This is a genomic window from Bradyrhizobium diazoefficiens USDA 110 (genome assembly GCF_000011365.1).
In the GTDB taxonomy this organism is placed as follows: Bacteria; Pseudomonadota; Alphaproteobacteria; order Rhizobiales; family Xanthobacteraceae; genus Bradyrhizobium; species Bradyrhizobium diazoefficiens.
Genome location: NC_004463.1, coordinates 9,045,637 through 9,060,046, shown reverse-complemented (window position 1 = coordinate 9,060,046; position 14,410 = coordinate 9,045,637). Strand labels below are relative to the sequence as shown.

General features: G+C 59.3%; 16 protein-coding genes and 1 pseudogene. 13 read left to right on the top strand and 4 right to left on the bottom strand.

Features of this window, described 5'->3' with window-relative positions; genetic code table 11:
- Positions 1-97: 97 nt before the first annotated feature.
- Positions 98-1,435 carry an IS701-like element ISBj9 family transposase gene (locus BJA_RS41945; protein ID WP_236842076.1) on the bottom strand — a complete coding sequence of 446 codons (1,338 nt, stop codon included), beginning with the start codon at positions 1,433-1,435 and terminating at the stop codon, positions 98-100.
- Between the two features lie 247 nt (positions 1,436-1,682).
- On the bottom strand, positions 1,683-2,108 hold the full coding sequence (locus BJA_RS41940) for a hypothetical protein (RefSeq protein ID WP_223153798.1): 426 nt from the start codon (positions 2,106-2,108) through the stop codon (positions 1,683-1,685).
- 483 nt (positions 2,109-2,591) lie between these two features.
- Between BJA_RS41940 and BJA_RS41935 the strand changes: the two genes are divergently transcribed.
- The 6 genes and pseudogenes from BJA_RS41935 (at position 2,592) to BJA_RS41920 (ending at position 5,226) form a co-directional block, all read left to right on the top strand.
- A complete protein-coding gene (locus BJA_RS41935; RefSeq protein WP_161170744.1) occupies positions 2,592-2,942 on the top strand; it encodes a hypothetical protein in 351 nt (116 codons plus the stop codon).
- 21 nt (positions 2,943-2,963) lie between these two features.
- Entirely contained in the window at positions 2,964-3,098 is a 135-nt protein-coding gene (locus tag BJA_RS43790; protein ID WP_016847164.1) for a hypothetical protein, read from the top strand.
- Positions 3,099-3,389: 291 nt separating this feature from the next.
- Complete coding sequence (locus tag BJA_RS41930; RefSeq protein WP_016847165.1) at positions 3,390-3,620, top strand: hypothetical protein; 231 nt, start codon at positions 3,390-3,392, stop codon at positions 3,618-3,620.
- 762 nt (positions 3,621-4,382) lie between these two features.
- Positions 4,383-4,664 carry a hypothetical protein gene (locus BJA_RS41925; protein WP_011090974.1) on the top strand — a complete coding sequence of 94 codons (282 nt, stop codon included), beginning with the start codon at positions 4,383-4,385 and terminating at the stop codon, positions 4,662-4,664.
- Between the two features lie 181 nt (positions 4,665-4,845).
- A pseudogene (locus BJA_RS43495) lies at positions 4,846-5,035 on the top strand (hypothetical protein).
- The gene (locus BJA_RS41920) at positions 5,032-5,226 is read left to right on the top strand and encodes a hypothetical protein (RefSeq protein WP_011090973.1); all 195 of its coding nucleotides are present in this window, start codon (positions 5,032-5,034) and stop codon (positions 5,224-5,226) included. Before BJA_RS43495 ends, BJA_RS41920 begins: the two are co-directional and overlap by 4 nt.
- A gap of 1,199 nt (positions 5,227-6,425) precedes the next feature.
- Here BJA_RS41920 and BJA_RS41915 read toward each other — a convergent pair.
- Together BJA_RS41915 and BJA_RS41910 are read right to left on the bottom strand one after the other, a co-directional pair.
- Positions 6,426-6,662: a hypothetical protein gene (locus BJA_RS41915; protein ID WP_011090972.1), complete on the bottom strand. Its 237-nt coding sequence runs from the start codon at positions 6,660-6,662 to the stop codon at positions 6,426-6,428.
- 1,766 nt (positions 6,663-8,428) lie between these two features.
- A protein-coding gene (locus tag BJA_RS41910; protein ID WP_085967575.1) for an IS3-like element ISRj2 family transposase occupies positions 8,429-9,558 on the bottom strand; the annotation gives its coding sequence in 2 pieces (ribosomal slippage) (positions 8,429-9,306 and positions 9,306-9,558; 1,131 coding nt in all).
- On the opposite strand from BJA_RS41910, the gene BJA_RS41905 reads away from it, so the two are divergent.
- The 7 genes from BJA_RS41905 (at position 9,491) to BJA_RS41875 (ending at position 14,403) form a co-directional block, all read left to right on the top strand.
- On the top strand, positions 9,491-9,820 hold the full coding sequence (locus BJA_RS41905; protein ID WP_164930922.1) for a hypothetical protein: 330 nt from the start codon (positions 9,491-9,493) through the stop codon (positions 9,818-9,820). The genes BJA_RS41910 and BJA_RS41905 overlap by 68 nt on opposite strands.
- Positions 9,821-10,054: 234 nt before the next feature.
- Positions 10,055-10,273, top strand: coding sequence for a hypothetical protein (locus BJA_RS41900; RefSeq protein WP_129964954.1), 219 nt, complete (start codon positions 10,055-10,057; stop codon positions 10,271-10,273).
- Entirely contained in the window at positions 10,257-10,928 is a 672-nt protein-coding gene (locus BJA_RS41895; RefSeq protein ID WP_011090970.1) for a bifunctional DNA primase/polymerase, read from the top strand. The genes BJA_RS41900 and BJA_RS41895 overlap by 17 nt, the downstream gene beginning before the upstream one ends.
- A 13-nt stretch (positions 10,929-10,941) precedes the next feature.
- Positions 10,942-11,277 carry a hypothetical protein gene (locus BJA_RS41890; protein WP_161536874.1) on the top strand — a complete coding sequence of 112 codons (336 nt, stop codon included), beginning with the start codon at positions 10,942-10,944 and terminating at the stop codon, positions 11,275-11,277.
- Between the two features lie 14 nt (positions 11,278-11,291).
- The gene (locus BJA_RS41885; RefSeq protein ID WP_011090968.1) at positions 11,292-12,719 is read left to right on the top strand and encodes a phage/plasmid primase, P4 family; all 1,428 of its coding nucleotides are present in this window, start codon (positions 11,292-11,294) and stop codon (positions 12,717-12,719) included.
- Positions 12,720-13,120: 401 nt separating this feature from the next.
- Entirely contained in the window at positions 13,121-13,672 is a 552-nt protein-coding gene (locus tag BJA_RS41880) for a hypothetical protein (RefSeq protein WP_014498619.1), read from the top strand.
- 197 nt (positions 13,673-13,869) lie between these two features.
- Positions 13,870-14,403, top strand: a complete 534-nt coding sequence (locus tag BJA_RS41875; RefSeq protein WP_011090966.1) for a hypothetical protein — start codon at positions 13,870-13,872, stop codon at positions 14,401-14,403.
- Positions 14,404-14,410: the final 7 nt, after the last annotated feature.

Here is a 14,410-nt window from a genome sequence, read left to right as displayed (position 1 = left end):
CGCCATCGTCCCATGTCTCAACTTATAGCTGCGTGCGTCAAAGTGGACAGTCCCATTTGAGATATGTTTCGCACTAACACTACTTTGGCAGATCTATTCACGCCGTTGCGCTTCGTTGATCTGTCTTCTGCAGTGCGGACACCGCTGACGAGGTAGCCGAAGAATGAGATCGACGATGGCGTTGCGCACGGCCGGCAGGCTTGGCTGAGGTGGCGGCCCGTTGATTCTTTTTTTTCCGTCCCGCTTTGGCGATGCGGCGGTGTTGCAAGAAGGCGTAAGCAATCATCGTCATGAGGGCGTGACGGTGAAGCCCGTGCCAGGACCGCCCCTCGAAGTGATCAAGACCGAGCTCCTCTTTTAGTTGCTGATGCGCTTGCTCGCAGATCCATCGTGCCTTGACGGTTGCAGCCAACTGTCGGAGGTCCATCTCGGCTGGCAGATTTGCCAGATAATACTTCTTCTCCCCCGAACTGCGGTGTTCGCCGATCAGCCACGCCTCTTCGCCGGGAAGATGCTGTTGACCCTTATCCTTGATCCGTTGTGGAGGCCCGTCGGCGATCCGCACGCGAACGGCGGCAAAGCGTGCTTGCAGTCTGCCTTTGGTCCCCAGCCGCCAACTCACATTTTTCCACTTGGCGTCAGCAAGCATGTCTTCCGACGGCATCGACAACAGATCCGGAATGTGCCGCTGACGGGGGCGCCCCCGACCAGCTATTGGAAAGATCAGCTTCACCCCCGCCGGATATACTTTCTGACGCCCCAGGATACCGACTGCCCAAACCAGCCCGCGGGCCGTGAGACCCTGACGGAACGGCGCGCTGAGACCGTATCCGGCATCTGCCAGTACACAGCCGAAGCGAACACCGGCTGCCATCACGCGATCAATCTCGGCCAGCGCGATCTCTGGCTTGGTTCGCGCTACGCGCTGCTCAACTGGAACACCGGCACGCTTCAAACGCGCCGGATCGCTCGTCCAACTCTCGGGAACGAAGAGACGCAATGCCACCATCACCGGCACTTCACCCCGCGCAAGCGTCAGCGACACCAACGTTTGGCAATTGGCCGTCTTGCCAAGGGTAGATGCATATTGCGGCGCGACACCAACCGAGCGATTGCCCTTCTTCGGCATCGCGGTGTCGTCGATGACCAACACCGCATCCTTGCCACCGACGAGCCGGTCGGCGTGAATGAGCAGTTCTGATTCCAACGGCGCCGCGTCCCAGACGCCGTCAGCGATGAAATGGTGCAACTGATCATAGTCGCCCGGCGCCAGTCGCGATGCCATCGGCTGGACGCTTTTACGATCGCCCGGTCCAATCAGCCCCGAAACATAGAGCGGGCACATTCGCCGCCGCGCCTTGTGACCTAAACAATCCAGGAATGGCTTCAGCCAGCGTCCAAGCTCATCTTCCCAATCCGACGTCGTGCCCACCATGGTCGGCCCTCCAAAAGCCGACCACCTATGAATCATTGAAAAACTGATTTGTGAATCCGGTCCCGCCGCTCAATCGCAAAATCTGCCAAAGTAGAGCTAATTTCTAGAGTTTCAGACTGAGTCCGTAGGCTACGGACCTTTCGGGCGCGCGATGAATAAGCGCTCGCTGCGTTTGCCCGTTCGAATTCAGCGCTTCTTCGCCGGCATTCGAGCTGCGCGATCGATGCAAAAGTGAAAATCTAACTAGTCATAGGAAGAAGCCGCTGATCTTCGCAGTCCTGCCTGCACAAATCCGGCGAACTTTCCCATTTTTGTGCTGAATTTGATCACGGCAGGCTCTCTTGAACGCGCCTCCTGATTTTGCCTCGCGCCGCGAACCCTCTAACGCAGAGCGGGCTTCACCCTGAGTGGCTCCGGGCTCTGGTACGCCACTGCTTTCGATCTCCCTAGGAGGCGTAGATGCCTTTGGGAACTTGAAAACCAAGGGAAAAATAGCCGAGACTAGCGCGTCGAGAGCACATCGCTCCTCGGACAGACGTCTTTCGACATACTGGCGGTCAAGCCCCGCGACCTCTGTTTCAAGCAAACGGCGATAGCGGTGGATGCGGTTACGGTGGGTTCGCATGGCGGCGAGCGTTTCGCTGATCATCGGCAGAATCTCATTCGAAATCAAATCCTCTCCTCCTTAACCGCGTGCCTGCGGTGGAGCATAGCTGACTCCGCGGAGCGCTGTGATTTGATGTCCTTTCTCTAGGGACAGCCCTGAAGGGTCAATTGGGTTCGTAACGCGCCGCTTCTGTACGTAACGTACAATGAATCCAGCGGGCGCCGTCCGGACAGTGAATATGGCAAGCCAGATGTTGCGCCCTGTTCTGCCGAAAGCAAGACATTCTGAGGGGCGCGCAAAGCCCGATCGCTAGCTGAGAGCTGTTCGTTTGCCCGAGGCACTCACGGGCCCTGCTCGTCATCGTCGCCGCTAGCCGATGAAGCTGAAGCCGACCTTGCTGACCTGTACGACGAGCGCGGCGACCTCAAGCCCATAGACGCTTGGCCGGAAATTTGGCGGCAAGGCCTCGTTGCCGGTGTCGAGATCGACGCGCTATACGAAGGGGCGGGCGAGGAGCGTAGGCAAGTCGGTCACGTCAAGAAGATCAGGTTGAGTGATCGACTGCGCCGCCTGGAGCTGATCGGCAAGCATGTTCGCGTCAATGCGTTCCAGGAGCGGGTTGAGTTTAGCCTGTTGGAAGGACTGGGAGAGCGCATCGATCGCGCCAAGGCTCGCGCAGCATCTCTTCCAGCGCTTCCGGCTCCGCCGATCGTGAAGGTCGCGTCTGCTCCTCTCCCTTCGCGTGTAGAGCAGCCAGCGCCAGCCGCACCACCTGCGCCGCCGTCACCACCACCGCCGCTGCCGAAGCCGGCTTACAAGCCGATCATGCCCGCGCCTGAACCCGCAGCACCGTGGCCGTCGTTCGGCGGCTTCGCTGCGACCGACTACGATCCCACCTAGCAAAAAACGAAATGCTCCATCATGGCAACAATCGCTGCCAACATCGCCACCATCCAAGCCCAAGCCGCCGTTCTCGACACGCTAATTGGGCAATTTGCCGCCGCCAAAGCGTTGATCGACGCGGCCGAACTCGACATTCGCAGTCAGCAAGCCTAAGCGTGGACTTGCACAGGTTTCGCTGCGCTGTCTGCAATCACGCACTTACGACATTCGCAGCGCATGAAGATTCCATGCATTCCAATGGCCGGTGGCTTCAAGGCGATTTGCGCCCACCGAAGTAAGCCGCGCTGCAAGTCGTGACCGAAGGCGAGACGCCGCGGCTGCCGGAAGGTTTCAGGGTCGAGCTCGACAAGGACGGTTGGCGGCACTGATTCGCGCGAAGCGCCGATGGCCTCAATGCATCTGCCGCTCTGACTGATCTTCACTAATCCGCCAGCCGCGTAGGGCATGACCATGTCCGATGACTGGACCAAACGAGCGACGAACATCCTTCGAGAACTTCATGCTGCCGAGACGGAGCTAATCGGCAGGGGGGCTATCCTGACCGACGGTAAGGCGGGGACGGTTGATCACGTCTTCCTTGACGAGGTGCACGGGCTCCGGATCTCGATCGGTGGCCACGACGGCAAGTGGCCGATTTCGACTCTGAAGCTTCTAGACTCCGGTTTCGCCAGATAGCGCAGGCGGTGTCAGCCCGTGGCAATGACCGATCAAGGCTGGGGCGCCCGTTCGAGGATGATCCGATCGAGGTAGACGGGCGCAAGCTGGGGGGTGGCATCATGTGGGCCTTGCACCTCGGAGGGCCGACACCAGATGGCGGGCCACTGCGCAAGAAGGGCAAACCGTGCAGGGTGATCCGATGAGCCAAATAAACCAGACCGGCCGTAGGATTATCTACGTCATGATGGTGGTCGTGGTGCTGGTGGTCATCTGGCAGATTCTCACGCCGCTTTGAGAAGGCCCGCCAGATAGCTTGTCCGCCCGGTCACCGTCCGCGGTGATCACTCGGTGACCGGGCGCCCAGCGCGGTGCGCGGCAGCGAGGCGGAGCCTGGCCGAGTAAGCCAGTCACAGTTTACCTGGAGTGGCAGCCATGATGCAGAACGTTGTAGCCGGATGCGTCGCAGTGGCTTTGATTATCCTGGCCTTGATTGGCTTCGCCCAAACGCACCGTGAATGTTGGCACGGGCACGTGCTCCTAACCCATGAGCCCTGCGGATCCGTCAGCCCTTCAATATAGGAACAACCATTTTCCGCTGATCTGGGCGCGGGACCGAAGCCCCGCGCTCTCGTCGTTCACCGCCTCGGCCGGCGGGCGCAAAACCGCTGTCGATCGCAGTGAGCGCTTTTCCACACCCACGACGCGCAGTAGCTCGCGCGCGGTCCGAGCCACCAGTAATCGATAATTTGACTGTCGCCCGCGCAGCGGTTGGATCTCGGCATGCCTCACCCTGCCCGCCGCCACACGCCCACGCACGCCGAGGGTCGGCCAATCAAGATCACCTTTGGCGAGATGCGCGAGATGGGCTTGCGCGGCGTCCTCATGTATTGCCCCTGCGGCCGTCACGTTGCGCTCGGCACCGATCGCTGGCCCGACGATGTTCGGCTGTCAGATGTCGAGCCGCGCTTCGTCTGCACCGCCTGCGCCGGGCGCGGCGCAGACGTACGACCGGATTTCAACTGGAACGCAAAAGGGCCGATCGGCGACATGGGCTATCGGTAGCCACCTTAAAAACGGCCCCGGCCATGGGGGCTTTTGAAGTGTGGAGGCCGGGGCCGTTGGAGGTGACCTTGGCGGTAATGGGGTCGCCAGGTGGTGACGAGCATAGGAAAAACCGGCAATCAGTTCTGTCCACTTGTGCCCAAAGCGGTATAGTTCCTCATCGGGAACGGAACCGGTCGCAATGAAGGACATGCAGGCTCAGTTAGAAAAGCTCCGCACGGATGCTGCCGAGTGCGCCTTGATCCGCGATCTTGCTACTGAACCCAAGAAGCGAGATGTTCACAAGGCTGGCCGAGCATCTGACAGTTCTGGCCGACGAGGTTGAACGCGCCATTGCTGCCGCGAGACCTGAGCTGAAGCGGAAGGAATGACGGAACGAGGCTGGGGTCGGCGTTTCGAGGATCCGATCACGATCGGCGATCGCATACTGGTGACGCAGCTCGACGCCGGCGAGTACATCGCCGCGTCGCCGAAGAAAGAGCACGCCGCATCGGAATGGCAAGCCGCGATGAAGGTGGAGGCCCGAGTATGTTTGCCAGCATCGGGGTCATGCGGGCATTGAACCGCCACCACGTCCCGGAGTTTAACCCGAAGGGCAAAGAGCCTCACTGGGGCCGGCGCAAGCTGAAGAGGGACCAATAAGGCGCCGCCAACTGAGGCGGCCTTACTCTCTCACAGGATGCAAGTCGGACGGCTGTACGGCGAGCCGATAAGCAATCTCCCGGGAGCCGTCGAAGACCTCTAGGACGCGCTCACAGATCAGGCACTTGTAGTGCCCGGCGTTGCCCTTGCGGGATTCAAGTTCGATCCGGCGAGATCCCGCCGAACAATCAGGGCACGTCACGTCGCCTTTCTTCATGTGACAGTTATGATGCAGGCTACCGCAGGGGTCAAAGGTTAGTGTTTGCCCGACGGAACGCAGCTGGGACCAGTACGCCCCGAATGGGAAAAGCCGCAGCGTGGTTCCAGCCCCACTGCGGCATTCCCGGAATAACAAAAAAATTAGTGCTCAAATCGCGCCGGTGTTCCTTCAGTAGAACACCCCGTTCCGAAAATGGAGTCCGGACAACTACCGGACTTCGGTTTTCTACGTATTGTCACTTGGAGGGCCGACATGGCTGGGCATGGCAATTCCAGCCCCAATGCTCCCGGTTGCCGATCCAATTGCGGATTTGAGCGCCGGGAGTGCTAGGCCCACCAGCGTGAACCGGCGCCCACCGTAAATTTCCCAAGGTCAAAAAAAAGAACCGCCGACCTTGGTAACTAAGGCCATCAGCTGAGGCTGCTTACCTCTGCTCGTTCCTCGCACGGGAAGCCAGTCTATCCAGCTGGCCAGCCAAACCCACGAAACTTCGGGCGATGTTTTTCAGGGCGGCGGCGCGATCCTTGGAAATGCCGCTCACGCCAGAAAGTCTCTTGTAGTGGTTAGCCTGCTCGCGGCACTCAGCAATGTTGATCAATGGCTCAGCCTTCCTGTTGCCCGCGCGGGACGTGGGATCGCCTTTCCCCGCTGGCTTGCCTTCTACCATGTTAGGCCCTTAAATCAGGTTCGGACACTGGGTTAGATACGGACAGCGCCGGCTCGAGTTTTGAAAAGGAACACAACGGTGGGCGTCTATGTGAACACCGCCAAGCAGGTCGGCGACGTCGATCACATCAAGTCTTCGCGACGGTGGACGCCGCGGAACGATGGTTCGAGGAGAACGACCCGGAGGGCGTCGCCTTCGAATACGATGTGATCGAGTGATGTGGAGCGGATAATCAGCGCCACATCGTTGGTGGGTTCAAGGCCTTGCGACCCGCCGCTTTCAACGCGTCGGTTGAGAGCTGTCCATGTGCCGCAGCATCGAGCAGCTTCGAAGCAACGTACGCTCTGGCGCCCGTTTCGCTTACAGGAATATTTTCGCAAACTTCGTCGAGCACCGCCCTGAGCAGCGCAGTCATTTCAGCATCAAACACGCCGAACTCCCGAAATTGAGAGGATCCTGAACGCTGCACAAGCGGAATATATTCGCTTGGCAGCGTTCGCCGCGTATTCCGGTCTGGGCTCCGAAATCCCAGCGCCTACAAAATTGGCACCTGTACGTCAAAGTAATGTGACAGCTTCCTCGGCCACATCAACGGGCGTTTGCAGGGCCTCCCCAAAGGCCCTTACCAAGGAGGATAGAGCGCGACGAACAGCCCGAGGCCGGCAAGAAGTATTGCCCACGCGACGGCCTGACGATTGCGAAGCGAGCCACGGTTCATTTGCGAGCCTTCTTACGAGACTTTCGCGTAACCGAGGCCGCAGGATTTGACCCGTCGAACACAATGACGTCGAAGAGCGTCTTCGCGTCATCGGATAGGATCCCCAACCAACATCGCTTCTAATTCGGCGGCTGTCGTTGGGACAATCCCACCATTCGGCCGAACAGGCATAGTCGACACTTCATCTCAGAAAAAACCAAATAGCCTCCCATAGGCCCGGGCGACGGGCTCGGTGCCAGGCGTCGTGCGTCGCTCGCTGTCGGGGCGTCATCGCGGCCAGGCGCTCGGCGCGCTGTTTGGCATATCTCTGTTGCTGCCGAACCTTGCGGTTGAACCGCGTCGCGCCGGCAGGTGTTGAGGCGTCCCCGTACTGTGGCAGATGCCAAGCCTTTCCGATCCGAAACGACAGATACGCATGCCCCTTGACGACGTTGCGCTCGACGTTTGGTGGCAGTTTGCGAGGCATGGCCTACCTCTCCCAACCAACATCGGCGTCAACGCCGGTCGCGTGCTCTTCCCCGTGGTGAGGCAGAGCGTCGATCGCGCTCGAGTTCGCGAACGTCCCAAGCCAGTCGTCTCGTACCCGGAATGACCCGCGGCTTGGGCATGCTTCCCGCCGTCACGAGAAGGTCAAACGTGTTCGGGCTAACCGAGGCATATGCTGCGGAGGCCTCACGATCGATTAGGCGCGGCGGCAGAGTTGGCGGCAATGCAGCTTGACGTGCCACTACCGCTTCTCCCCATCCTCCATTTCGAGAGCGACTGCCCCAACTCGGAGATCGGCTGCTTTTAATGGCGGCATTCCGCCGCTTCGCGGCGCTGACGACAGAAAGAGCATTGCGGTCATCATGCCAATGATGTGCAAACAGGTGTGTAATATGAATGGCCCTCTGGGGCTATCTAGCTGATTTTATTGTATTATTTTCTTTAAATGGCGCTCCCTAGCGGAATGTAACCACAGGTAATGATGAGATTTCCTATTATATTTCAATATGTTAAAATCTTGCCGTTTCGACGTGTATCTACGCGGTGTATCTACTTTTTGGGTCGGTAGCCGACTCGGCTACCGAAACTAACGAGTCGATGAGGGGCGGTAGAGCGCAAACCCATAACTATACAACTTGTAACAAAACTTGATTTGACTTTTCGTATTGCGGTTGAGGTCCCGTTCTGCTATGTACCACTCATGGCGACGTTGCGCGATTCGAGGGCGCGCCCGTGACTGCCTGACGGACACCTTGTCCGTCATCGGCTCATAGCCGAGGTAATGCAGCCGCTCAGCGGCAACGCTAACCGAAAATTCCCACACCCATGACCACTTTAAATGCGTCTGCGGTTACCGCTGATCGCCTTGACGCGGCCCTCGACCTCAGAGCTGGCCCCGGTTGTTTGGACAGCGCCGCGCTGGATTTAAGTGGATTCCTGCCGGGTTATGCTGAACGCGGGGCTTTACGATTTTGTCGTTGCGTCGGGAGGGCGTAGCCCGACCAGAGCGACGACAAAATCGTCGGCGACGGTCATGCGGCCATCACCATAGCTTGCGTGCCGAAGTAAGCCTCGTCGGGCGTGCGCCCGTCAAGGCTCGAGTGAGGGCGTCCCTGATTGTAGAAGGCCAGATACTTGGCAATTGACGCTCGCGCCTCGGACACGCTGTCGTAGGCGCGGAGATAAACTTCTTCGTATTTGACCGTGCGCCAGAGCCGCTCGACAAACACGTTGTCGCGCCAGGCGCCCTTGCCGTCCATGCTGATGGCGATCTTCGCGTCCAGCAGCACATCGGTGAACTCGAGGCTGGTGAACTGGCTGCCCTGATCCGTGTTGAAAATCTCGGGTCTGCCGTGCTTCGCCAACGCCTCCTGGACCGCTTGGACGCAGAAGGCCGCCTCCATTGTGATCGAGACGCGATGGGCCAGGACCCGTCGGCTGAACACATCGACGACCGCCGCGAGATAGACGAAGCCACGCCGCATCGGAATGTAGGTGATGTCCATTGCCCACGCATGGTCGGGCCGCTCGATCTTCAATCCGCGCAACAGGTACGGGTAGATCTTGTGACCCGGAGCCGGCTTGCTCGTGTTCGGGCGACGATAGACCGCCTCGATCCCCATGCGCTTCATCAGCGTCGCGATGTGGCGGCGACCGGCGTATACGCCCTCCCGCCGCAGCAACGATCGCAGCATACGCGCTCCCGCGAAGGGATAATCGAGATGCAGCTCATCGAGCCGACGCATCAAGGCAAGGTCCTCGGCCGAAACTGGCCGAGGTTCATAGTAGACCGTGCTGCGAGCCAGCTTCAGGACCTTCGCCTGGCGCACGATAGAAAGATCATGACCGCGGTCGATCATCGCTTTGCGCTCAGCAGGCCCGCCTTGGTGAGCGCGCCGGACAAAAAATCGTTTTCCAACGCCAGCTCGCCGATCTTGGCATGTAACGCCTTCAAATCGACCGGCGTCTCGGCCGATGTCTTGTCATGCCCAAACACGCCGGCGGCGCCTTCCAGGAGCTGGTTTTTCCAGATCGTGATCTGGTTCGGATGAACATCAAACAGTTGCGCCAGCTCCGCCAGTGTCTTGTCTCCTTTGACCGCAGCCAAAGCAACCTTCGCCTTGAATGCCGGAGAATGCGTCCGGCGGCTCTTCTTCGTCATCTTCGCTCCTGATTCGCAGCAAGAATCCTCGCCGCTGTCAGGCAGAAAATCCACTCAAGCTACTGTCCGAATTTGCGAGGCCAGCTCTCTCATCGCCGAGGTGATGGTGCTGCACGACCGGCCGGGCTTCGCGCCCTACGTCGAACGCCTGGAGCGGGAGCTTGCCGCTATGCAGTCGAAGGATGACGTGATGACACGCGCGCGGCGGCGGCTTGCTGCCCGCGGCGCAAACGATAACGGCAAGTCCAAGGTAGCTGCGTGAACAACAGCCCCGCGTCGCCCGCCAAATATCTGCAGCGCGACCTTTAGTGTCACGCCCGAAAAATCTCACTACTCATCACACACTACGAACGGAGGAATTGTGTGCAGCCACAACTCAATTTCCACCACAACTTCAGAGAGCCGGTCAAGATCCCCGGCTCGTTCAACCTGTATTACGATCCGGTTCAGGTCGACCGGCAACTGACTAAGCTTCTGATCGAGGGAGACCCGGAATATGAAAATCCTCGCCACTCATTCGCCGCTCGGTGCTGACGTTGCCCTTGCGGACGTCGAAGTCTGCGAAGGGGTGAAGTTGTTCGGCGTGCGCATTGTGCGTGCGGCCGATGGATCGCATCGAGCTTACGCGCGCGGGGCTGCGCTTTCGCCCGCGATGGTCGAATCAATTTCATCTCTCGTTTTAGAGGGCGATTGCCAACATGCGGGCCACGCTTAAGCGCATTATCCACCTTCGTCGCAGCCTTATTGCTTACGGATACCGTCCCGTCGCGTGTAGTGGCAAAGCCGCTGTCATGGGTAACTGGCAGCGCTCGCGGTGGTCCGCTGCGCAAATGGAAGGCATCGCTCGCAACTATCCGGACGCCACAAATACGGGTCTGCTCTGCGGCGAACTTGTGGGGCTTGATGTCGACACGCCGGACGCTGAGACTGCCGACGCTATCCGCGCGATGGTGATGGAGTTGCCGGGGTCGGACAGAGCGCCGTATCGGATGGGCAAGGCACCGAAGACCCTGTTCGCATTCCGCGCCACCGAGCCTCGCGAGAAGCGCGCAACAGGCGCCTACCTGATCAACGGCGCCAAGTGTCAGGTCGAGGCGTTTGGTGAACGCACGCAATTCGTGGCGTTCGGAACGCATCCCGATACGGGCCGACCTTACGAATGGTTCAACGGTTCGCCGGCCGAAACACCGTTGGCCGAGCTTCCGGAAATCACACCAGAGGCGATCGACGAATTGTTGGCTCGGGCGGAGGCGTACTTCGCCGAGCGCGGGACGCTGATTAAGCCAGCCAGCAAAGCCAGTGACCGCGGCCCGGTGGTAGTCGATAGTGACCACCCGTGGGCTGACACATCAACGCCGCGCGTTGGCTAGCCTCGATGCATGGGTGCCGGAGCTTGGACTCGAAGATCTGCGCAAGTACCAGGGCGGCTTCCACGCTGTTGCATCCTTCCGCCCCTCGATCAACTCGAAGGTGAAGAAGCGAGGCCGCGCGCTGAATATCCAGCCCAGTGGTATTGTCGATTATTCGGCTGGAAACGCCGGCTACTCGCCGATCAACATGGTTTCAGTCAGCCTCAGCATGTCCGCGTCAGAGGCCGCCGAGTGGCTGCGTAAACGAGTTGGCGGCGGCGATGACACCAAGCCAGTCAGCGTTGCTCGTCTTCTTACTCAACCCGCCAGGCGTGCCGCAGCGCGTCGATCAACATCAACTTTGTCCTGAAGGGCGATTGCTGAATGCAAAATGCAATTAAAACCGACGCGTCCAATTCAACCGTTGAAGCCCGCGATGAGGAGCCTGTCGCAGCCAACGACAACAAACCCGCATCTAATCCCGGCACTTCGGTAACCGAGGATAGTGTTGCGTATATATTCGCGAGCACCTATCGAGACACGCTGCGCTTCTGCCACTCCACTGGCGCGTGGTTTGAATGGGATGGTTCGTACTGGCGCAGGAACGAAGTCGGCCTTGCGGCTCACCATGTTAGGGTGATGGCCCGCGATATGTCACAGGGCCTGTCTCCGAAGGCGCTCGCGACTATACGAAAGCGTTCATTCGCTTCAGGAGTCGAGGGGTTCGCTCGCAATGACCCAACCTTCGCCGTCACGATCGAGGCTTGGGACCGCGACCCGTTTCTGCTCGGAACGCCAGACGGCACCGTTGATCTGCGTACAGGGAAAATGCGCGCTGCCGACCCTGCAGATGGCATTACCAAACTAACGTCCACCGCGCCGTCTGCCCAGGCAGACTGTCCACTTTGGTTGCGATTTCTTCAAGACGCGACTGGCGGCGACGGTGAAATGATCCGCTTTCTGCAGCAGTGGTGCGGCTACTGCCTTACGGGCGACACGCGCGAACATGCACTTGTCTTTGTGCATGGCGACGGCGGTAATGGGAAATCGGTTTTTCTCAACACCACTAGCTATATTCTGCACGATTATGCGACTACGGCGTCAATGGACACGTTCGTTGCCAGCCGCAGTGACAGACACCCGACAGACTTGGCGATGTTGCGCGGTGCGCGTCTAGTCAGCGCCAGCGAGACAGAGGAGGGCAGGGCTTGGGCCGAGTCGCGAATAAAACAGATGACGGGCGGCGATGCGATTTCAGCGCGCTTTATGAGGCAGGACTTCTTTACGTTCCAGCCGCAATTCAAACTGTTTGTGGTTGGAAACCACCAGCCAGCACTGCATAGCGTCGACGCCGCAGCCCGGCGGCGATTCAACATCGTGCCGTTCACGCGAAAGCCGACGAAGCCGGATCGTGAACTTGAAGCAAAGCTTCGCGGTGAGGCGCCCGCCATTCTGCGGTGGATGGTTGATGGGTGCCGGGACTGGCAGCGCAATGGTTTGGTGCGACCTGCATCTATTGTTGAGGCGACCGAAACGTATTTTGCCGAGCAAGACACGTTCGGCCAGTGGCTGAAGGATGCTTGCCGAGTTGAGCCGGACAATCGTAGCATCTCAGACTTCGTCGCGGATCTGTTCAAATCGTGGACCGATTATGCTGAAGCATCTGGCGAGCGCCCCGGAAGCCAGAAGGGATTTGTCCAGTCGCTGACCAAGAGTGGCTTCAAGAAGGGGCAAAGGGTACGCGGCGGACAACTCTATATCGGACTGCAACTGCTTAGGCAGGCCGAGAAAGAACCTAGCGTGCGCGATTGAGCACGGATCGCGCACGGGAAAACGAAATGATTTCAATGGTCGGTGCTACGTGTGCGACATGTGCGCGATTTTTCCATTATAGGCGCTTCGCGCGCGCGTGTAGAGAGTCATACGTGAAAATCACGCACATCGCGCACACCGCGCACGGCGGCGGGGTCTAGCTGATCTCTCCCGCCGTTCACATAGGGACCCGCGCCCCCAGGAAAACATCTCCGAGTGCAAAATGAAAACCAAAACATGGGGCGGGGATATAGCAAATCCCTTGGATCCCGCGAGCCGCCCGAACCAGTGGCCGAGTTACGTATAACTTTTTTTGATTGTTTGATTATTCGATCGGCACGCAGATGCCGACGCACAAGACCGCAGAAGCGGTCAGGTACGCTCGTCACGAGAGACAACCAATGCAACACGCAAACGACAACGACCAACCCATAGCAGCCGACCATGTTACCGAGGTCCGCCCGCGCCCTGGCGAGCTGAACCGCATTCTACACCGCCGCTTCCCCGGTATGGGGCCGGCCCATGGCTGGCAATTGGATGCGGCGGCGAGGGCGACGTTTAATGCGGATATGTCCAAGTGGTTTGGTTTGGACGGGCGATGGCATTCAACTGCCGAGCAATATCGCCAGAGCAAAGGCAAGCGCCGCACCAAACAGGCGGCCACCCCCAACAAGCCCGGCAAGCCCGCCAGGCCAGAGCTACTGGATTGGCAGCAGGACGTGGGCGCACCGTACTCCAGGTGGTCGCATGCAGTTGCGGAGGGCGCTGAATTTCTTGCGGGCCGCACCGCCCCGGCGACAAGCGGCATTCGGCTCATGCAATTCGGTGCCGTTGAGGACGCCATGATCCGGGCAATCGACGCCAAGCGATTCCTGACGCAGGTGGCCAATGATAATGAGCCCGACATTCGCAGGAACAGGCCGCGCCGGAGGAAAATCGCGCTGGCGGCTTAAAATCCAGTTTTCGCCATAGTTGGGAACGTATCACCTTGAAGACCACGATTTGTGGTCTGACGTGACGTGCACTCGGCGCGCTGGCCACCACCCGGCGTCGCCACTTTTTCCCGGCCCTGAGCCGCGAAGCCGCTGCATGCGGCGTTTTATTTAACCCTCCAATCGCAATTTCCAATCCTGAAAGGAGAGCGGCCCCAATGGCCACTTGGAATCACGTGCTCGACGCGATCGAGCGTCATCTTGATTTCCCGCGCTCGCGAAGCACCGGAATCGCCAGGCGTTTGCAGGAAGCCGGAATCTTGCCTTCCGGCGCACCGGGCGTTGCGCCTGAGCTAGACGAGGACAATGTTCTCGACCTCGTTGTTGCGCTCGCCTCTGACACCGAGTTGCACACCGCTGTTGACGCGGTCCGCGCCTACCACGCGATGACACCCGGTAGTGTCAACCTGGATGGGGCCCCGCAGTCGATTCCCAACGCGCCGATCGCTGTTGCGATTTTGGTCGAGGACGCACGCACTGGCGTCGCGGAGGCGCGAAAATCTCAGGTTGCCGTATCCTGCAATTGTAGAGCCGTCGCGATTCACAAACCTGATGGGTCGGTCAGTCGCTTCAGTCAGCCGGGCGCTCATTGCGCTCACTGGCAATCCAATGGCCATCACAAGTCAGTCACCATCAACGTCGCCGCTGTGGCCGGTATCATTGATGCATTGTTTGGAAAGGTTGTTGCCTAATGGCTCC

Coding starts and splice junctions, on each gene's coding strand:
- BJA_RS41930 (WP_016847165.1), top strand. CDS start 3,390: ATGACCATGTCCGATGACTGGACCAAACGAGCGACGAACATCCTTCGA.
- BJA_RS41945 (WP_236842076.1), bottom strand. CDS start 1,435: ATGGTGGGCACGACGTCGGATTGGGAAGATGAGCTTGGACGCTGGCTG.
- BJA_RS41895 (WP_011090970.1), top strand. CDS start 10,257: ATGCGGGCCACGCTTAAGCGCATTATCCACCTTCGTCGCAGCCTTATT.
- BJA_RS41875 (WP_011090966.1), top strand. CDS start 13,870: ATGGCCACTTGGAATCACGTGCTCGACGCGATCGAGCGTCATCTTGAT.
- BJA_RS41885 (WP_011090968.1), top strand. CDS start 11,292: ATGCAAAATGCAATTAAAACCGACGCGTCCAATTCAACCGTTGAAGCC.
- BJA_RS41925 (WP_011090974.1), top strand. CDS start 4,383: ATGCCTCACCCTGCCCGCCGCCACACGCCCACGCACGCCGAGGGTCGG.
- BJA_RS41880 (WP_014498619.1), top strand. CDS start 13,121: ATGCAACACGCAAACGACAACGACCAACCCATAGCAGCCGACCATGTT.
- BJA_RS43790 (WP_016847164.1), top strand. CDS start 2,964: ATGGCAACAATCGCTGCCAACATCGCCACCATCCAAGCCCAAGCCGCC.
- BJA_RS41920 (WP_011090973.1), top strand. CDS start 5,032: ATGACGGAACGAGGCTGGGGTCGGCGTTTCGAGGATCCGATCACGATC.
- BJA_RS41900 (WP_129964954.1), top strand. CDS start 10,055: ATGAAAATCCTCGCCACTCATTCGCCGCTCGGTGCTGACGTTGCCCTT.